Source organism: Apibacter sp. wkB309 (assembly GCF_002964915.1).
In the GTDB taxonomy this organism is placed as follows: domain Bacteria; phylum Bacteroidota; class Bacteroidia; order Flavobacteriales; family Weeksellaceae; genus Apibacter.
This window is the reverse complement of sequence record NZ_PSZL01000007.1, coordinates 20,646-41,933: the sequence shown is the minus strand read 5'-3', so window position 1 is coordinate 41,933 and position 21,288 is coordinate 20,646. Positions and strand designations below refer to the sequence as shown.

Annotated in this window: 14 protein-coding genes and 1 other RNA gene; 12 read left to right on the top strand and 3 right to left on the bottom strand. The window is 33.4% G+C overall.

Annotated features, from left to right (window positions below; translation table 11 throughout):
• Positions 1 to 127: 127 nt before the first annotated feature.
• Positions 128 to 1,237 (bottom strand): CapA family protein, encoded by a 1,110-nt coding sequence (locus tag C4S75_RS05445; protein ID WP_105297314.1) that lies wholly within the window; start codon positions 1,235 to 1,237, stop codon positions 128 to 130.
• Positions 1,238 to 1,281: 44 nt separating this feature from the next.
• On the bottom strand, positions 1,282 to 1,464 hold the full coding sequence (locus tag C4S75_RS05440) for a hypothetical protein (protein WP_105297313.1): 183 nt from the start codon (positions 1,462 to 1,464) through the stop codon (positions 1,282 to 1,284).
• 47 nt (positions 1,465 to 1,511) lie between these two features.
• On the opposite strand from C4S75_RS05440, the gene C4S75_RS05435 reads away from it, so the two are divergent.
• The 4 genes from C4S75_RS05435 (at position 1,512) to C4S75_RS05420 (ending at position 8,231) form a co-directional block, all read left to right on the top strand.
• Positions 1,512 to 2,330, top strand: coding sequence for a DUF6427 family protein (locus C4S75_RS05435; RefSeq protein WP_105297312.1), 819 nt, complete (start codon positions 1,512 to 1,514; stop codon positions 2,328 to 2,330).
• Between the two features lie 413 nt (positions 2,331 to 2,743).
• Positions 2,744 to 5,329, top strand: coding sequence for a DNA mismatch repair protein MutS (gene mutS / locus C4S75_RS05430; protein ID WP_105297311.1), 2,586 nt, complete (start codon positions 2,744 to 2,746; stop codon positions 5,327 to 5,329).
• A gap of 250 nt (positions 5,330 to 5,579) precedes the next feature.
• Entirely contained in the window at positions 5,580 to 7,151 is a 1,572-nt protein-coding gene (locus C4S75_RS05425; RefSeq protein WP_105297310.1) for an FGGY-family carbohydrate kinase, read from the top strand.
• Positions 7,152 to 7,184: 33 nt separating this feature from the next.
• Positions 7,185 to 8,231 (top strand): glycerol-3-phosphate dehydrogenase, encoded by a 1,047-nt coding sequence (locus C4S75_RS05420; protein WP_105297309.1) that lies wholly within the window; start codon positions 7,185 to 7,187, stop codon positions 8,229 to 8,231.
• Positions 8,232 to 8,897: 666 nt separating this feature from the next.
• Here C4S75_RS05420 and ssrA read toward each other — a convergent pair.
• Positions 8,898 to 9,298, bottom strand: a transfer-messenger RNA (tmRNA) gene (ssrA, locus tag C4S75_RS05415).
• Positions 9,299 to 9,745: 447 nt separating this feature from the next.
• Here ssrA and dnaN point away from each other — a divergent pair.
• From dnaN to C4S75_RS05375, 8 genes are all read left to right on the top strand, one after another.
• Positions 9,746 to 10,861, top strand: a complete 1,116-nt coding sequence (gene dnaN / locus C4S75_RS05410; RefSeq protein ID WP_105297308.1) for a DNA polymerase III subunit beta — start codon at positions 9,746 to 9,748, stop codon at positions 10,859 to 10,861.
• An 88-nt stretch (positions 10,862 to 10,949) separates the two neighbouring features.
• Complete coding sequence (gene pheT, locus C4S75_RS05405) at positions 10,950 to 13,370, top strand: phenylalanine--tRNA ligase subunit beta (protein WP_105297307.1); 2,421 nt, start codon at positions 10,950 to 10,952, stop codon at positions 13,368 to 13,370.
• Between the two features lie 10 nt (positions 13,371 to 13,380).
• Positions 13,381 to 14,157: a Rossmann-like and DUF2520 domain-containing protein gene (locus C4S75_RS05400; RefSeq protein WP_105297306.1), complete on the top strand. Its 777-nt coding sequence runs from the start codon at positions 13,381 to 13,383 to the stop codon at positions 14,155 to 14,157.
• On the top strand, positions 14,147 to 14,674 hold the full coding sequence (locus C4S75_RS05395; RefSeq protein ID WP_105297328.1) for an HAD family hydrolase: 528 nt from the start codon (positions 14,147 to 14,149) through the stop codon (positions 14,672 to 14,674). Before C4S75_RS05400 ends, C4S75_RS05395 begins: the two co-directional genes overlap by 11 nt.
• Before the next feature lie 344 nt (positions 14,675 to 15,018).
• On the top strand, positions 15,019 to 16,518 hold the full coding sequence (gene cls, locus C4S75_RS05390; protein WP_105297305.1) for a cardiolipin synthase: 1,500 nt from the start codon (positions 15,019 to 15,021) through the stop codon (positions 16,516 to 16,518).
• Between the two features lie 233 nt (positions 16,519 to 16,751).
• Positions 16,752 to 20,147 carry an isoleucine--tRNA ligase gene (ileS, locus tag C4S75_RS05385; RefSeq protein ID WP_105297304.1) on the top strand — a complete coding sequence of 1,132 codons (3,396 nt, stop codon included), beginning with the start codon at positions 16,752 to 16,754 and terminating at the stop codon, positions 20,145 to 20,147.
• A 2-nt stretch (positions 20,148 to 20,149) separates the two neighbouring features.
• On the top strand, positions 20,150 to 20,527 hold the full coding sequence (locus tag C4S75_RS05380) for a TraR/DksA C4-type zinc finger protein (RefSeq protein ID WP_105297303.1): 378 nt from the start codon (positions 20,150 to 20,152) through the stop codon (positions 20,525 to 20,527).
• A 5-nt stretch (positions 20,528 to 20,532) separates the two neighbouring features.
• Positions 20,533 to 21,174 carry a lipoprotein signal peptidase gene (locus tag C4S75_RS05375; RefSeq protein ID WP_105297302.1) on the top strand — a complete coding sequence of 214 codons (642 nt, stop codon included), beginning with the start codon at positions 20,533 to 20,535 and terminating at the stop codon, positions 21,172 to 21,174.
• Positions 21,175 to 21,288: the final 114 nt, after the last annotated feature.

Below are 21,288 nucleotides of genomic sequence, written 5' to 3'. Positions count from 1 at the left end.
ATTTAAAGAATTTTGCAGGCATTTAAAATACCTTGATTATTAAAATTTAATAATTAAAAATATTTTTTAAAGAATAATCAAAATAGCTGATTGTACCTTATAATATATCGCAAAAAATGAAATTAAATTATCGCTTATTAATCTTAATTTCACCTGATGGAGAGAAAACAAAATGATTATTAGGAAAGTCTGTATAGGTTAAATATTTAATATAATTATACGCTTTGTGATTAGTATCGATTTCAGGTCCTTTTTTGGATCCTTTACTTTGAATGACGGATATAACACGACAAGAAATAAAATTACCTTTAGTATCCGTTTTAATTTTCAAAATAGGAGCATTGCCATTGGGTCCGGTTAACGTAATCTTTCCATACGTGGCAAAATTGCCTAAACTGTAAGCAATAAATTTATTATTATAGAGTTCAACGGCCCTGGCAACATGGGGTCCGCTTCCTAAAATAAGATCTGCTCCCGCATCAATGCAAACATGGGCAAATTCTACGACATTCCCTCGATTTTCCCCGGCATAAAATTCATTTTTAAAAGGTATATGCTGATAAGATGCCCCCTCTCCTCCTCCATGAAACATAACAATAACTATATCAGCTTTAGAACGCACTTCTTTAATGACTCTTTTAATATCTGCGTAATGAACCGAACTTATTAAACCCGGACTGTGTCCGGCTCCTATAAAAGCATATCTTATTCCATTTTTCTCTTTAATAGCATATTCACAATGTTTCAATACACCGGCATATTGAATACCTAGATTTTTTAAATTTTTTTCGGTTGCATTTCTTCCAAAAGAACCAAAATCATTACTGTGATTATTTGCTATACTTAAAAAGTCAAATCCGGCTTCCTTTAAATAGTTTCCATACGCAAACGGAGATCTGAACACAAAGCAAAAATTCGGATCGGAACATTTTTTTGGTTTTCCTCCGGAATCGAATAAAGTACCTTCTAAGTTACCGACAATCAAATCTGTTTTTTCTTTAAGTACAGGAACTATTCCTTCTAATATATTGACACCCGGCAAGAAAGAGGCTGAAGGATAGTTGCTTCCTAACATAATATCTCCCACTGCAGTAATGGTAACAGTATCGGAATTAGCGGATAGAAAATCTTTGGATTCAATGCCAGGATAAGATTTTTTTTCTGATTCTTTGACCTTATTTTTCTTACAGGCAACCGTAATTACCAAAAAGGTCAAGATAATTGAAAAAAATCTCATAAGAGCGACTAAATGGATAAGATACTGGTTTTTAAAGACAAAAATTACAAATGATCTCCATCATATTTATGGTCTTTCTGTGTAAAACCAATAATTCTTTTACACCAATACAAAAGAAATAAAGAAAGAATAGCCACATACAACCAATCAACAAAATGTCCAATGACAGGTAAAATTTTGTAAGACCATGTAAATAATTTGCCGATACCTAGTATTAATTCTGTCATGATTTAATAGGTTTTTATTTATATTTTTGTAACAAATATATAAAAAAATGTACTCGAACTCTACTTCTATCAAATATTTTTTTCCCGTTTTTGGCCTGTGGATCATTTTTTTAGGAGTATTTATTTATTATCTTAATTTACACGTTACATCTATTATAAAATTGTGGGAGATAATTGTTGTTAGTTCATTGTCATATGTTTTAAATACGGTTACGATTTTATATTCAAAATTTAAGAAAAAAAGGAAAATTTGGGCGTTGGCCATTTATAATCTTTTATTTATTCCTTCTTGTGAAGAATTTATAAATTTACCTATAGGTCTTTCTTACTTACTGCTTTCTATGGCGCTTTTATTATTGTTAGATATTTTCAGCAAATCTTCTCAATTGAAATATTTTAATATTGGAATGTTCGCTTCTATAGCCAGCTTATTATATTTTCCCACTATTTCTATAGTTTTTTTATTTTTATTCATGACTATTGTATATTATAAGGAAAAAATAAACATATCCCAGTATATAGCAGGTGTATTGGTAACCGTTATACTTACTCTTGAAATAACATTTATTACCGATTCTTTTTCATATATTACTAATTGGATCAATCAATTAACCATTCCAACATTTCATTTTGAATATCAAATTCCTATTTTATTAATACTTCTTGTTGTATTAATTTTAGGATGGATTAGTCAATATTCAAATAAAAATATTTCCGAAGATTTAAAGATTTCTTCGCAGCATACTATTTTAGTTTTTTATCTTTTGTTCTGGATTTTAATTTATGCTTTCTTCATGGGAGATAATTATGCCTTGTTGATATTCGTTAGTCTTCCGGTAAGTCTGATCACATCCAGATGTATTTAATATCGATTCCATTTTAATAAAATCTACGGAACGTATCAATAAATTTAAGAAGCATTGGCCTTTACGTTAATTTAGTCAAAAAAATTGAAAGTTAATTTGTTTTTTTTTCGTCAATAGTTTATTTAAAAAATAATAAAGCTGCCCATGAACCAATCGAAGAAAAGGCTAAAAAATATATTGATTTTATATAATCTCTATAATTAAAAACTTAACTATTTAAATAACTTTCTTAATTTTATTTTTTAAAACATTTTTATTAAATTTTAGGATAGGAATTACAATTTCACAATTAAAAAGTGTAAATCCTATCAGAAATGAAATACGTTAACCCATTGAGCATTTTTAAAAACCATTAATAAATACTAATTTAGCAAATTCATGTAAATTAATACCTACTATAACCTTCGAAAGCAATGGGTAAGACAAAAGAAACTCCTTTGATGAAGCAATACAACAGTATAAAAGCCCGATATCCGGATGCTATGTTGCTGTTTCGAGTTGGAGATTTTTATGAAACATTTGGTGAAGATGCGGTTAAAGCTTCCAAAATTTTAGGAATTGTACTTACAAAAAGAGCAAACGGACAAGCAAGTCATATTGAGTTGGCCGGTTTTCCTCATCATTCAATAGATGTTTATCTACCCAAATTAGTACGTTCGGGTCTTAGAGTTGCTATTTGTGATCAATTAGAAGATCCCTCCATGGCAAAAGGCATTGTAAAACGTGGAGTTACGGAATTGGTTACCCCGGGCGTAACTTTTAATGATAAGGTTTTAGAAGCAAAAAGTAATAACTTTTTATTATCCGTTCATCAGGAAAAAAATTTATATGGTATGGCATTATTGGACATTTCCACCGGAGAATTCCTGATTTCTGAAGGAGATGAACACAAACTTCGACATCTTATCGATAATTTTAAGCCGACCGAAATAATCCATCAACGAAGACATCCTTTACCCTTTGATCATCAAGCCTATTCATTTCAATTAGAAGATTGGGCATTTCAATATGATTATTCGTACGATAAGTTAACTTCACATTTTAAAACCAATTCTTTAAAAGGTTTTGGTATAGAATCAATGAAACTGGCGATCACTGCAGCAGGTGCGGTTTTTGCTTATTTAGTTGAAGATACTCATCATAAATTATTGGACCATATAACCAATATTCAGCGATTATCACAAGACACTTTTGTGTGGATGGACGATTTTACCATCAAAAATTTAGAATTAATCCATACAACTGAATCCCAATCGGTTTCCCTTTTAAAAATATTAGATAAAACGCATACCAATATGGGAGGGAGAATGTTACGCCGATGGATTCTCACTCCTTTAAAAGAAATATCCGTAATTCAAAGGAGGTTGGAAGTAGTAGAGTTCTTCTTAGAATTTTCCGAAATAGCTTATGAGATCCGAGAATTGCTTAAAGGGATATCCGATGTAGAAAGACTTCTAGGTAAATTAGCCGGTGAACGTATATCACCTAAAGAATTAGGGTATTTAAAGGATTCTTTGATTAATTACTTAAAAATCGAAAAAATCTTAAAAGAAAAAAATCATCCAACCTTTACTAATTTTGGAGAATTTAAAAATTTAGAAGAGGTTGTATCCTTATTGCAAAAGCAATTAAATGATGAGTTACCAGTTATTTTGTCAAAAGGAAACGTAATAAAAGAAGGAATTTCCGAAGAATTGGATGTATTGCGTAATCTAAAAAATCATGGCAAAGAATATCTAGACAATTTATGTATTAGAGAATCTGAAAAAACCGGTATTCCCAGCCTAAAAATTGATTTTAATAATGTGTTCGGCTATTATTTGGAAGTTAGAAACACCCATAAAGATAAAGTTCCTACCGATTGGATCAGAAAACAAACATTGGTTAATGCCGAAAGATATATTACAGAAGAATTAAAGGAATATGAAAGCCAAATTTTAGGCGCTGAAGAAAAAATAGGAATATTGGAATCTGAACTTTTCAAAAGTCTTTGTTTACAAATCAAAAACAGTCTTACGGATATCCAGCATAATACTTCCAAAATTGCTACCATCGATACCTTACTTTCTTTTGCAGAAACAGCGCAAGAAAACTCTTATACACATCCTAAATTAACAGATTCTAAAGTCATCGACATAAAAGACGGAAGACATCCCGTCATTGAAAAACAATTGCCTTTAGGAGAGTCCTATATAGCGAATTCGGTCTATATGGATGACGAAAAGCAGCAAATACTCATGATTACAGGTCCTAATATGGCAGGAAAATCCGCATTGCTCAGACAAACGGCTTTGATTGTTCTCATGGCTCAAATTGGAAGCTATGTTCCTGCTAAGGGGGCAACGCTGGGTATTGTGGATAAAATATTTACTCGTGTAGGAGCTTCTGATAATTTATCAAAAGGGGAATCAACCTTTATGGTTGAAATGAATGAAACGGCAAGTATTCTAAATAATATTTCGGATCGCAGCTTAATATTGCTTGACGAAATAGGCCGAGGAACCAGTACATACGATGGCGTTTCCATAGCCTGGGCAATTGCAGAATATCTTCATGAACATCCCACACATCCTAAAACGCTTTTTGCTACACATTATCACGAACTAAACGAAATGACGGAGTCATTTTCAAGAATTAAAAATTTCAATGTTAGCATCAAAGAAGTCAATGGAACGATAGTATTTCTTAGAAAATTAATTCCGGGAGGAAGCGAGCACAGTTTCGGTATACATGTAGCTAAACTGGCAGGAATGCCCGAAATAGTAACTCAACGTGCCGAGCAAATTTTAAAGACTTTGGAAAATAACAGTTCTAAAAAGGAGCGGAAAGATAAAGCAAAAACATCTACCGATGAAAATATGCAATTAAGTTTTTTTCAATTGGACGATCCAATTTTAGAAAATATTCGTGAAGAAATAGTAAAAACTGACATCAATGCGTTGACTCCTTTAGAAGCTTTAATGAAATTAAACCATATAAAGAAAATGATTGGCGGCTGATTGTTCATTTTTTAAAAATATATTAAGATTTTAAACCTATTTTTTTTATATTTTTTACTCTATAAAATCATGCCTATGAGTCATAATTTTAAAAAATTCTTTTCTTAGAACGACTTACTTTCGATTTGCATTTTAAACAATTGAATGTTATAAAAAAAGTTTCGTTTAACTCTTGCTTACTTTCGATTTAGTAAATATATTTGTTTGATTGACTTTCAATTAAACTAAAACCACAAAAAAATTATAAACTATGGACACAAAAAAAGCAAAAGACGGTCCTTTAGTAATTGCCATTGACTCCTCAACCACTTCCTCCAAAGCAATTATTGTTGATGAAAACGGACACGTTTGGCAAACTGCAAAAAGAAATATACAACTTCATACTCCTGCCATGGATTTTTATGAACATAATCCGATTCGATGGTGGGAAACTACTAAAGAATGTATAGGAGAAGTTCTGTCAAAATTATCTTCTAAAGACAGAGAACGAATATCGGCTATTGGAATAACCCATCAACGGGAAAGCTTTGCTCCTTTTGATGAAAAAGGAATGCCTCTACGTAACGGAATTCTTTGGCTGGACGGTCGCGCAACGAAACAAATTAGAGCCTATGGCTCTCAACATATCCATAATCTCTCAGGTAAGCCACCCGGCGTAACTCCCGGTATCTATAAAATTGCTTGGTTAAAAGAAAATGAACCTGAGGTACTGAAAAAAGCGTTTAAAGTTGTTGAAGTACACGGTTATATCACTTGGAACCTTACCGGTAAATGGATTTCATCAGTAGCCGCAACAGATTCCTTAGGATTATTGGACATCCGTAAATTTGATTACAGCGATGAACTTTTGCAAATAGCCGGAGTAACCCGCGAACAAATGGCCGATTTAGTTCCTCCCGGAGAAATTATGGAAGAATTAAAACCGGAATTGGCTGCAGAATGGAAACTGTCTAAGCCAATACCTGTAATTGCAGGTTTGGGAGATGGTCAGGCAGCAGGAATAGGTGCAGCAGCCGTATCTCCTGATATTGCCTTTCTAAATTTAGGAACAGCTGTAAATGCGGGAGTTGAAAGTTCTGAATACAGGTGCGATCCCGTATTCAGGACTCATGTTTCAGGAATTAAAGGAAATTTTGTTTTCGAAATTTTACAGTCTTCGGGGTCGTATCTGGCGGGATGGTTTCGGCAATCTTTGGGAGATCCTAAATTATTGGGAGAACCAGATCCAAAGTTGGATCACGAAGCTTCTCATATTCCCCCGGGATGTGAAGGACTCGTAACCTTGCCTTACTGGAATGCCGTACAAAGTCCCTATTGGGATTCTGTAGCAAGAGGTGCGGTGGTAGGCTGGAGAGGAACTCATTCCAAAGCGCATATGTATCGTTCTATTTTAGAATCCATTGGCTTTGAGATGAAATTTAATTTAGAATCCATTGAAAAAGGAACCGGTGTTAAATTAAAATCGGTTCGAGCCATGGGCGGGGGAACTCGTTCTCAATTATGGCGTCAAATAATGGCCGATTCCCTGGGATTACCCATTACCATTTGTTCTGAAGATGAAATTTCCGCCTTAGGAGCCTCCGTTGTTGCCATGGCAGGAATAGGCGCACATGGATCCAACAACGTCGCTCATGCAGCTAAACACATGGCACATTTTGGAGAAACTATTGAACCGGATGTAACACAATCAGAAAGATATAGAGAAGTCGCCGAGATACAGCATAAACTATATCCGCAACTAAAAAATATTTTTGAACAACTTTATGAGTTGTCGGAAAAATACCCTTCAACAAAGCCGGAATCACCAAAATCAGAATTATAAAAACTAAAATCACAAATCGTAAAATAAATAAAAATGGCAATAATCACCATATTAGGCGCCGGAGCCATGGGCTCCGGTTTATGTACACCGGTAAGTAAAGCCGGTTGGGAAGTCAGGTTATGGGGCACCTGGCTCGACGATCATTTATTGGATGCCTGTGAAGCAGGCAAACCTCATCCAAGAACTCAAATACCTCTTGCTAAAGGAGTTAAACTCTTTCGTTCCAAAGATTTACCAAACGCTCTGGACGGAGCAGATGTCGTGGTGATGTCGGTTGCCTCAGTAGGAGTTCCTAAAGTTACCGAAATGGCATTAGAAGGAATATCCAAAGCAAAAGCACTTTGGTTAACCTCTAAAGGATTCTGTCCCGATGAGAAAGGAAAAATCCAACTTCTTCCCGAAGCTATTCGCTCTCTAGCTAAACAAAAAGGAATACAAATCCCTCCTATCGTTGCAATTGCCGGACCGGTAAAAGCCAACGAGTGTGCAGATGGTAAACCCACGGCTACCATTTTCGGATGCAAGGATATTGAAGTCTCACGAAAATATGCAAGAGAAGCCAGAACAGAGGTTTACTGTATTGAAGCAACCGATGATGAAACCGGAGTAGAAATCTGTGCGCCCATGAAAAATGTGTACGCCATAGCTCTGGGAATTGCTGACGGACTCGAAGAAGGCACCGGGTTTCCTCATCATAATTTAAAAGCAGCTACTTTTAGTCGTGCTATTAAAGAGATGTCTTTATTGGGTCAAGCTTTGGGTGCTCGTATGGAAACGGCCTTCGGACTTCCCGGAGTGGGTGACTTGGAAGTTACCGGATTATCGGGAAGAAATAAAGTGTACGGGGTACGTATAGGAAGAGGTGAAAACGCAAAAGATGCCCTGAAAGAAATGGATCGTTTGGAGCAAACGGTGGAAGGAGTACCGGCAGCGGGTCTTGCGGCTAAACTAGTTGAGCAATCGGCACCTCAACTTAAAGAAGAACTGACTTTGTTGAAAGCTGTTAATGAGATTTTAGCAGGAACTAGTCGACCTGTGGTGAATGTGCTATCAGAAGCAGTACTTCCTAAAAAGCCTTAAAGTTAATCCTTGAAAATTTCAATATATTGTACTATTTAGTCAAAAAAGTTCCTGGTAATTCAGGAACTTTCTGTTTGCTATTCGTTTTAGCTTAATTAATAAAGAATATTATTCTAGGTTGGATTATAAAGGATATAATCAAAAGTTATTTAGCTATATGCATAACTATTTCTTTTTCATATATATTTTTATATTAATTTTTTTAGTTTTTAATCTTAAACCTAATTATTTTAAAATCGTTTTGATATACCGGTTTTTTAGAAAAATTCTTATTGTTCTTAAAAGCTTATTTTACATATTTTCAGGAATACAAACATTATCAAAATACAATTAAATAATATTTAAAAAGCCAATTATATGGTTTATGAGATAGTAATATCATTATTTTTATATGTCTATGTTTTTTAATCATACAATCTAAAAAGTATAAAATTTAAGTATAGTATAGGATCAATATTAGTTATTCTTTAAACAAAAAGTGAATTTCAAATCTTACTTCTTTCGGTATTATAAAAAAGAACTTGATGAATATGAAAAAATAGTGAGTCTCATTGAATCTATTTAAAAATGTAAAAAATAATTAAGAATAATAGTATTCCCGAAGATGAAAAACTTACCAAAAAAACCATAAAAAACAAAAAAACCCGCTATATAAGCGAGTTTAAAATGTGGAGATGGAGGGATTCGAACCCTCGTCCAAACAAGCAATACGCAAGCTTTCTACATGCTTAGTAAATTATTAATTTTCGGCTGATTGCTGAGAATTCACACCCCACAAGCAGCTTATCATCTAAATTTTCGAACAGAACCCGATGCGTGTCCTGTTCTATCTCCGCATTCCCGTGCCTCTTAACCAAACGCCGCAGAGAAGGGCTTTTGAGAGACATTTAGCTTCCTTACCTGGTAAGGAGATCGCTTGGACTTACTATAATTCGGTCGTATTAAGCAGCTAAAGCGTATTCTTCGTTGCCAGTTATAAGTTTGTAACGGAAGTTTAACGAGATTACCTTACGTGACTCGACATGCTTACTTACCCATTGATCTTGCTGTCAAAACCGGTCATCCCCAATGGATAAATCTTCAATTTAATTGGCAAATATAATCATTTTAACTTAATTAAAAGTCAAAATGGACCCCTATTCCTTTAAACACTATATATATTCAATTATTATTTTTAAATAAAATCAAAGATTTGAAAACAAAATAAGATATAAAACCATACATCCAAGCTTTTACTAAATCAATTAAAAACAGGGGGATCGGTTTAAATTTTCATCATAACAAAATTGACAGTAAAAAATAATTTTCTAAATATTTTTAAAAATAGAAATTATCTTTTTATTATAATTATAAAAATTTAATTCCCTAAAAATAAAACAATATATCATAAAGAATTTATAATTTATATATATTTTAAAATAGATAATATGATTTTTTCAATAAAAAATAAAAAAAAAGAGTTTGATTTAGAATGAAAAAAACTAATTTTGTAACTATTAAGAAAAAATTCATATATGAAATTCATAGTTTCAAGCGGAGAATTATTAAAAGCATTACAATTAATAAGTGGAGTTACCGGAGGAAACTCATCTTTACCTGTATTGGAAAATTTTTTATTCGATCTGGATTCTGATAAATTAACCATCTATGGATCTGATGGTGAAACAACCATGAAAACCAGTATTGAAGTTCAAAGTACAGATAAAGGAAAAATTGCGGTTCCTTCAAAACTGCTTACCGATACAGTAAAAACTTTTTCTGAACAGCCGCTTTCCTTTTCTCAAGAAGGAAATCAACTAGAAATTGTGGATGAAAAAGACAACTACTTCATAGCATTGGATGATGTAGACCAGTACCCTACCTTACCCGAATTAGACACTGACAGGTCTATAACCATGAAAGCCTCCGTTTTAGGAGAAGCGGTTGCCAATACTATATTTTCAACCGGTAATGATGCCATGCGTCCCGTGATGACCGGGGTATTATTCCAATTTACCAATTCGGAATGTCGATTTGTAGCTACCGATGCTCATCGCTTGGTAAAATATACTCGTAAAGATGTTTCTGCGAATGAAGATATAGAATTCATCATGCCCAAAAAACCGCTTACTCTATTGAAAAATGCCTTGATTGCATATGATGATGAGGTTATTATTGAATTTAATGAAACCAATGCTCGGTTCACTCACAATGAAACTCAATGGGTTTGTAGGTTGATAGACGGTAAATATCCTAATTACGATGCCGTAATCCCTAAAGAGAATCCGAACGTATTGACTATAAACAGGCAATTATTTTTAAGCTCTCTAAAAAGAGCTGCCCTTTTCTCAAATAAATCAACTTCGCAAGTACGTTTAGCTTTAAATGGAAATTTACTTAAGCTAAGCGCTGAAGATGTTGATTTTTCTAATAAAGCGGATATGAGCCTTCCTTGTGATTACAATGGGGAAGAATTGAAAATAGGATTTAATTCCAAATTCTTAAATGAAATGCTTAACAACATTTCATCGGAAGACATTACCCTTGAAATGTCCACGCCCAATCGTGCGGGAATTATTAAACCTGCAGACGGATTGGATGAGAACGAAGACATATTAATGTTGGTAATGCCTGTTATGCTTAATAACTAAATAAATTTTAAAATATAAACCACTTTTCTCGCTCTTATGTAAATAAATTATTTACATAAGATTTTTTTAATATAAATAGTTAAAATCAATGAAAATTTCTTATAATTGGTTATGTAAATATATTAAGACTGATTTATCTGTTGAAAAAATAGCTTCCATACTTACAGACACAGGTTTGGAAGTGGAAGATGTTGAAGAAATTGAATCTGTCAAAGGCAGTCTAAAAGGTGTAGTTGTCGGTGAAGTCATTGAATGTGAAAAGCACCCGAATGCAGACAAACTGAAACTAACTAAAGTGAACTTAGGGGATCAAACCGTTCAAATTGTTTGTGGGGCACCTAATGTTGAAAAAGGCCAAAAAGTACCCGTAGCCACTATTGGTACTACTTTATATTCCGAAGACGGAAGCGAATTTAAAATTAAGAAAAGTAAAATACGAGGGGAAGAATCTTTCGGAATGATTTGTGCCGAAGATGAATTGGGCTTAGGCAAAAGCCATGAGGGCATACTCGTACTTGACACTAATTTAAAAGTGGGTACTCCGCTCAATGAGGTGATCCATGTTTCTAAGGATTATTGCATTGAAATAGGGCTTACTCCTAACCGTACGGATGCTATGTCTCATTATGGGGTAGCTCGTGATTTATATGCGGCGCTTAAAAGCAGAAAAATCAAGGCTGAATTGCAACCAATCACTTTCGAAAATTTCAAATTGGATGAAGCCAAAGGAAATCCGATTAGTGTTGAGGTAGAAAATCAGCAACTCTGCCCTAGATATTCGGGTATATATTTAAAAAATATTGAAATTAAACCTTCTCCTGATTGGTTACAAAACCAGTTAAGAATCATAGGATTATCTCCTATAAATAATGCAGTAGATATAACTAATTATATATTACATTCCTACGGACTTCCTCTTCATGCATTTGATGCCGATAAAATTGGCGGTCAAAAAATAAAAGTGGGAACAGTACCGGAAGGAACTACGTTTACTACATTAGACGGAGTAAAAAGAAATCTATCCGATTCCGAATTACTTATAAAAGACGCTCAGGATACTCCTTTATGCTTAGCCGGTGTGTATGGCGGATTAGAATCCGGAGTTTCCAATGAAACTAAAAATATTTTTTTAGAAGCTGCTTACTTTGATCCGGTTTCTATAAGAAAAACCTCTAAAAAAGAAGGGTTAAATACCGATTCATCTTTCCGTTTTGAAAGAGGTGTAGACCCTAATTATACCCTGATTGCTTTGAAAAAAGCCTGTGAGCTTTTTAAAGAGTTAACCCATGCAACCGTTGTTGGAGAAATGATAGATATATATCCCAATCCAATAAAAAACGTAAATACTATTTTAAGGTATCATAAAATCGATCGAATATTAGGAAAAAAAATCCATAGAGAACAGATCAAAGAAATCTTAAAATCATTAGAGTTTACGATCATAAGCGATACAAACGAAGTTTTGGATCTTATAGTACCGGCTTATCGTGTAGATGTGACGAGGGAAATAGATGTTATTGAAGAAATTGCACGAATCTATGGGTACAATCAAATTGATATTCCTGAAAAGTTTTCGTTTGCTTATGAAAATAAAAATGCCTTTGATGAAGAATTTATTGAAAACACGATTGCTAATCAATTAAAATATAACGGTTTTAACGAAATCATCAATAATTCGTTAACGGCTCGTAGAGATGAAAACAATCAATACGTGGAACTGGTTAACCCTTTAAGCACAGATTTGTGTGTAATGAGGCAATCCCTGGTATATGGAGTATTACAAAGTATATCGTTTAACAGCAATCGTAATCAGAAAGAAATTAAGTTTTATGAATTCGGAAAGACTTATTTTAAAAATTCCGCAGGAACTTATGTTGAAAATAAAAAACTTTCGGTAGCTTTATTCGGAAATTTCCAGGAAAATAATTGGATTATTCCTCAAAATACCTCTACTTTTTTTCATTTAAAAGGAATTGTAAGCCAATTACTTACCGGTTTTAATATATCCATTGATGAAAAACCGTTAGAGTCTTCTTCTCTGTATAAAGACGGCATCGAACTTTTTGTAAACGGATCTTCTTTAGGTAAATTAGGAAGTATCAATCCTAAGCTTTTAAAAGAATTCGGAATAAAAGGTAATGTATTTTATGCAGAATTGGAATGGGAAAAATGGGTGGATCTTGCCTCTAAGAAAAAACCTTATAAATTAGCTGAAATCCCTAAATTTCCGGGCTCAACCCGAGATTTAGCTCTTTTACTGGATAAAGATATAAAATATTTTGACTTATATAAAGCAGCCTTTGAAACAGAAAAAAAATTGCTTCAATCCGTAAATCTTTTTGATGTTTATGAAGGCAAAAATCTACCTGAAGGCAAAAAATCATACGCATTGAATTTCTTCCTTCAAGATGAAAATAAAACCCTTACGGATCAAGACATTGATAAGGTTATGAAAAAGTTGTTAGATCGTTTTTCAACCCAGTTTCATGCCGAATTAAGAAATAATTAATGATGAAAATATGCATAAAAATGTTGTAATTCTAGGGGCCGGAAATGTTGCTTATCATTTAACCAGAGCCTTACTTGAAAATACGGTGAATATCGTACAGGTTTTCAACAGAACTCTGGATAAAGCACAAAATTTTGCAGAAGATTATAATATTAATTATACAGATAAAATTTCAGAAATTGTTAAGGCAGACATCTATATTATCTGCACTTCAGATAAGGCCATTTCCGAAATATCTTATTATGTACCATTTGAAGATTGTTTAGTTGTCCATACTTCCGGATCAATTCCCTTATCTGCGCTTAAGGGTAAATACAGAAAAGGAGTCTTTTATCCTTTGCAAACCTTTTCAAAAAAAAGAGCGTTGGAATATGATAAAATTCCTTTTTTTATTGAAGCAGAAAATAAAGATGATGAAACTATTCTTTTAAATTTGGCTAAAAGAATTTCTGATGAAGCCTATGTTGTTGATTCAGAAAAACGATTGAAAATACATATGTCGGGGGTATGGGCCAACAATTTTACTAATCATCTACTTTACATAGCCAATGAAATTTGTCGTAAACAAGACATACCTTTTGAGATTTTAAAACCTTTGATTAAGGAAACTTTTGAAAAAATAAATGATGACATTTCTCCGTATGACGCTCAAACAGGACCGGCAAAAAGAAATGACCAAGTGGTTATTCAAAAACATTTATCTATCTTAGAATCTGATTCGAATTTATACCAAATTTATTCTTTACTAACTAATTCCATTTTAGAAACTTACCATGATAAATTATAAAGAAAAGCTCAATCATATTAGTGCATTCGTTTTTGATGTAGACGGAGTTATGACTGACGGATCCATCATTCTCATTAATAACGAAATGATAAGAAATATGAATACTAAAGATGGGTTTGCCTTACAGTTTGCTGTAAAGAAAGGTTATAAAATTGCCGTAATCACCGGAGGAAAGGATGCCTCTGTAGTGAGCCGACTTAACTATTTAGGTATAACTGACATCTATCTTGATTCTAAAGATAAATGGGATGATTTGGAAGATTTCCTTTACAAATACGGATTGAAACCTCATGAAGTTTTATATATGGGAGACGACCTGCCCGATTATGAGGTGATGAACCAAGTGGGAATTGGAGCAGCTCCCAAAGATGCTTGTCCCGAAATTCTTTCCATTGCAGACTATATTTCACCTACTAAAGGCGGAAAAGGTTGTGTGAGAGATGTGATCGAACAAGTTTTAAGAGTAAAGGGCGATTGGGATTATCTCGAAACAAAAGATACTACCGCTTCTATATAAACAACTTATTTACATAAGTTTTAGGATGTAAAATTTATTTAGATCCCTAAATAAAATAATCAATCTTTTTACCTATTTGATAGCAATGGATAAAATCATACGCTTTCAATCATGTTATTTGAATTTAATTTCCATCCTATCTCCAAAATTTTTACATAGCCTACCATCTCCATCAGCTATGTTGTTTTAATATAATTAGATGTATTATAAATACAATTTATCATAAAATAATTAGTATCAACCAAACATACAACCTATAAACTACAAAATTTGAATTATAAATGTTAAAAAATATTAAATAATTATATTAATTAAATTTATAAGAAAATTTTCGTTTCAAAAATATGGATAAATTTATTGCATGGTTTAAATCTTTAAACTTTGAATATCTTTCAATAGTAGGAGCTGTTCTTTATACACTTGTTATTATTTATACCATCTTTAAAATAATCAAAAATACGGAAAACCCATCCAAAGCAATCGGGTATTTACTTATAGTTATTATTCTTCCCATTATAGGGGTAATATTATATTTTTCGATTGGGATGAACTACCGATTGGAAAAATTGTATAAAAGAAAATATACACACGATCGAAACTTCTATCAGATTCTCAGAAATCAAATAAATGAACATACTGAAAAGAGAATCAACAAATACAATAAATTACTGGAGGGTAAAACTCACTCAATAAGAATGTTATTAAAAGATACTTCTTCTGCCCTTTATGTAGCCGACAATACCAAATTGCTTATCAATGGTGAAAATAAATTTAAAGAGGTTATTGAAGAATTAAAAAAAGCAACGAAACATATCCATATTGAATATTATATTTTTGCTGATGACCGTATTGGAAACGAAATTAAAGATATTTTAATACAAAAAGCCAAAGAAGGTGTAACCGTACGATTTATTTACGACGATTTTGGAAGCCATTCGTTGAACAAAAGAATGATAAAAGAATTGCGTGAAGGCGGGGTACAAGCCGCTGCTTTTTACAAAATTAAACTTTATGCTTTTGCCAACCGAATGAATTACCGCAATCACCGTAAAATAATAATCATTGATTCTAAAGTTGGTTTTATTGGTGGAATTAATGTTGACGACCGATATATCAATACCCCGAACAGCAAACTATTTTGGCGTGATACCCATTTTATGGTGAAAGGAGAAGCGGTGAACGGACTTCAATATAATTTCATAACCGATTGGAACTTTTGTTCCGGAAATGACGTCGATCCTTTTGACAAAGACTACTTTCACGCGTCTAAAGATATCACCACTAAAGACGAAAACCCCGAACTTATGCAGATTGCCGCCAGTGGTCCGGATAGCGATCGAGCAACTATAATGCTTGTATACAACGGAATTATAATGTCCAGCCGAAAGAGGCTTTATTTAACGACGCCGTACTTGATCCCTAATGAAACTATTGTTAATGCCTTAAAATACGCAGCTCTAAGCGGTGTGGACGTTCGGATTTTGGTTCCGTTTAAATCGGACAGTATCATTGTAAATGCAGCTTCGTGCGCCTATTATAAAGAGTTATTAGCCTCGGGGGTTCGAATTTACAGGTATACGAAAGGATTTGTACATGCTAAAACCATAATTTCCGACACCAATCTTTCCGTTATAGGATCAGCTAATTTGGATATGCGGAGCTTTGATTTAAATTTTGAAATAAGCGCCTTAGTTTACAGCGAAACCATTAATCAAGAACTTTACGATGCTTTTATGGAAGACATTGAAAACAGTACGGAAGTCTCCTATAAGGAATGGTTAAAACGAAACCGTTGGGTGGATCTGGGTAATTCCATAGCTAAACTTATATCACCCCTTTTATAAAAAAAATGAATTGTTAAATCTTATAAGCTAACGAAATATTTTAGGATATAACAATTCCTATATAGGGTAATTTTATTGATCTATACTTTTTAAAATACGAGTTTTTTAAAAGTTATAAATCGCTGATTGTAATACAATAAATTAGTTTTACTATACAATTAAAGTCCATTTAAGATAGACTTTTTTTTCGTATATTCGCAAATCAATTTTTTTCGCATTTGTTTTAAAAGAAAATGAGCAATAAATTTCAAGAATATAAAGAATTAAATCTAAATAAATTTGCAGACGAAGTTTTAGAATTTTGGAAAAAAAATAATATTTTCCAAGAAAGCATAAAATCTCGTGAGGGCAATCCTCAATTCGTATTTTTTGAAGGACCTCCTTCAGCCAACGGAATGCCGGGCATTCACCATGTAATGGCTCGTACCATTAAAGATATTTTCTGCCGATACCAAACATTAAAAGGAAAACAGGTCAATAGAAAAGCCGGTTGGGATACTCACGGTTTGCCCGTTGAACTTGGAGTTGAAAAGGAATTAGGAATTACCAAAGAAGATATAGGTAAAAAAATAACTGTGGAAGAATACAACAAAGCTTGTAAAGAAGCAGTTATGCGATATACCGGTGCTTGGAACGAACTAACTCAAAAAATAGGTTATTGGGTAGATTTAAATCATCCTTATATTACTTACGACCCCAAATATATGGAAAGTGTTTGGTGGTTGTTGAAACAAATTTACGATAAAAATTTACTTTATAAGGGTTATACCATTCAACCCTATTCTCCTAAAGCAGGGACAGGACTTTCCAGTCATGAGTTGAGTTTACCCGGTGCATATAAAGATATTACAGACACTACCATTGTTGCTCAATTTAAAGCAATCAAGGAAAGCACCACTTTATTTAACGATATTCAGGGCGACGTATATTTCTTGGCTTGGACTACCACACCGTGGACCTTACCTTCCAATACGGCGTTGACTGTAGGAGGATCTATTGATTATGTATTGGTAAAAACATTTAATCAATATACTTTTGAACCCATCAACGTTATACTCGCTAAAGAATTAGTCGGAAGTCAGTTTTCAGGTAAATTTGTCCCAGCTGAGTCTGATGCCGATTTTCAAGAGTATACATCTGAAAATAAAAAAATACCTTATCGAATTCTAGCCGAATACAAGGGGAAAGATTTAGTTGGAATAAAATACGAACAACTCCTTTCTTGGACATTACCGTATGTAGATGCGGATCGGGCATTTGTAGTGATTGATGGAGACCATGTGACTACTGAAGACGGTACAGGTATTGTTCATACTGCTCCTACTTTTGGTGCAGACGATGCGAAAGTTGCAAAAGAACACGGGGTACCCGGTATGTTGGTTCTTGATGAAAATCAAAATCCTGTTCCTTTAGTGGATTTACAAGGTAAATTTATTTCAAGTTTACCTGAACCTTTTGCGGGAAAATATGTTCGCATTGAATATTATAACGATAACGAAGCCCCGGAACGTTCAACCGACGTTGAAATAGCCATACTTTTAAAGACCGAAAATAAGGCTTTTAAAGTAGAAAAATACAATCACAACTATCCTCATTGTTGGAGAACGGATAAACCTATTCTTTACTATCCTTTGGATTCTTGGTTTATAAAAATTACGGAAGTTCGTGATCGAATGACCGAATTAAATCAAAGTATCAATTGGAAACCTAAATCAACGGGAGAAGGTCGTTTTGGTAATTGGCTGGAAAATGCTAATGATTGGAATCTTTCCAGATCAAGATATTGGGGTACTCCCCTTCCTATTTGGAGAACTGAAGATGCAAAAGAAGAAATCATCATTGGTTCTATTCAGGAATTGATTGATGAAATGGAAAAATCCGTAAAAGCCGGATTTATGTCTAAAAATATCTTTGAAGATTTTATTGTAGGCGATTTTTCCGAGGAAAATTACAGTAAAATAGATCTTCATAAAAATATTGTGGATCAAATAGTTCTTGTTTCTAAAAGTGGAAAGCCCATGAAGCGAGAAAGTGATTTGATTGATGTATGGTTTGATTCTGGAGCCATGCCATACGCTCAATGGCACTATCCTTTTGAAAATAAGGAATTAATAGACGAACGAAAATACTATCCTGCAGATTTTATTGCTGAAGGGGTAGACCAAACTCGCGGTTGGTTCTATACTTTACATGCAATCGGAACCATGATTTTTGACAGCGTAACTTATAAAAATGTCGTTTCCAATGGGTTGGTTTTGGATAAAAAAGGAAATAAAATGTCCAAAAGTAAAGGAAATGCTGTTGAGCCTTTTGAAACCTTGGCTATGTATGGGCCGGATGCTACTCGATGGTATATGATTTCCAATGCTCAACCTTGGGATAATTTGAAATTTGATTTGGAGGGCATTGATGAAGTACGCCGTAAAATATTCGGAACTTTATATAATACCTATTCATTCTTTGCTTTATATGCCAACGTGGATGGATTCAGTTATAAAGAGGATGATATACCTTTTAAAGAAAGAAACGAATTAGATCAATGGATCCTATCCGAACTTAATCTTTTGATAGATGAAGTGGATTCTTTCTATACCGATTATGAGCCAACCAAAGCTTTACGAGCAATTAATACTTTTGTAATAGATAATTTAAGTAATTGGTATGTGCGCTTATCAAGAAGACGTTTTTGGAAAGGAGAATATTCCAATGATAAGATTTCTGCTTACCAAACTCTTTATAAATGTTTGGATACTATTGCTAAATTAATGTCTCCGGCAGCACCTTTCTATTCCGATAGATTGTATCAGGATTTAAATGCAGTTACGGGAAAAGAACCTTATGCATCGGTTCATTTAGCTTATTTTCCTGTTAAACAAGAAAATGAAATCGATTATTTATTGTTGGAAAGAACTCATTTAGCACAAAAAGTTACCACTATGGTATTTTCTTTGCGTAAAAAAGAAAATATAAAAGTTCGCCAACCGTTGCAAAAAATTATGATTCCTGTTTTGAGTAACAATGACAGGGAAAATCTCGAATCCATAATACCTATAATAAAACAAGAGGTCAATGTAAAAGAAGTTCAATTGTTGAATCCTGAAGAAGCTTCTGATATTATTGTAAAAGCCGTAAAACCTAATTTTAAAACGTTAGGACCTAAATTAGGCAAAGACCTTAAAGCCGTTAGCCAACAGCTCCAACAATTATCTTCTTCTCAAATTGAAGAGTTGGAAAAGAACGGGTCTATAACTTTGTCCGGCTATGAACTAAACTTGGATGATGTTGAAATTCGCACACAAGATATTACGGGATGGTTGGTTGCCAATGACGGCAAATTAACCGTTGCGCTCGATATCACTATCACACCTGAATTAAAATCTGAAGGAATTGCTCGAGAATTGGTAAATAAAATTCAAAATCTCAGAAAAGAGAATGGATTGGAAGTTACCGATAAAATATCTTTAGAAATTCAGGCGAATGAGGAAATTGAAAAATCCGTTAACGAAAATATGGAATATATATGTTCTGAAACATTAACACAGAAATTAACTTTTGTAAGTAACACTACCGATGGGACGGAATTAGACATTAATGAAATTAAAATTAAAATCGTACTAAAAAAAGTGTAATTATGACTGAAGACAGACTTAGATATTCTGACGAAGAACTTGAAGAATTCAAGATACTTATTCTTGATAAAATTGAAAAAGCGGAAAATGATTTAACTATGCTGAAAGAAGCGTTTGTTAATGATTTAAATAACGGAACGGATGATACCTCTCCTACTTTTAAAGCTTTTGAAGAAGGTTCGGAAACCATGAGTAAAGAAAGTAACTCCCATTTGGCGGCTCGTCAAGAAAAATTTATCCGTGATTTGCGAAATGCTTTGATACGAATTGAGAACAAAACATACGGAATTTGCAGAATTTCCGGAAAATTAATAGGTAAAGAAAGATTGAAAGCGGTTCCTCATGCTACCTTAAGTATTGAGGCTAAAAACAATCAATAGTAAGAATGAAGAAAGTCTTATGGATAACATTTTTTATCCTTTTATTAGATCAAGTATCAAAAATTTACATTAAAACGCATTTTCATCTGCATGAGGAAATAAAAGTTTTCGATTGGTTTTATCTTACGTATGTTGAAAATCCGGGTATGGCTTATGGAGTGCAACTTGGAGGATTCATAGGTAAAATAGGCTTGAGCTTATTGCGTTTGGTATTAATAGGTTTAATGGCTTATTATATCAATAAATGGTCTAAGAAGGCTAATACTTGGTATTTTATCATTCCGGCAGGATTAATTTTTGCGGGTGCAATCGGGAATTTGATTGACAGTACTTTTTATGGAGTCCTTTTCGATACGGGTACAACTTATAACTCGGTTGTGAAGGGTTGGTACGGATATTCGGGAATTTCCAAGCTTAATTTTAAAGGATATGCTCCTCTATTTGGGGGATGTGTCGTGGATATGTTTCGTTTTCCTCTTATAGACACTTACTTGCCCGAATGGATTCCTATTTGGGGAGGTGAAAGGATTCAATTCTTTAATTATATATTCAACGTTGCCGATTCTTCTATCACTCTCGGAGCGATATTTCTCATAGGTGTTTATTTCTTCAAACCCGGTATGTTTCCTAAAGAATGGATGAAATAGTCTTGTGTAAAAAAGTACTCCATTTTGTATTCTTATGCTGGGTATAATCTTTATATGGTATAATAAAAATGCATAAGTTTTTGCACTTTATATTTTAAATGTAAATTTGCATTT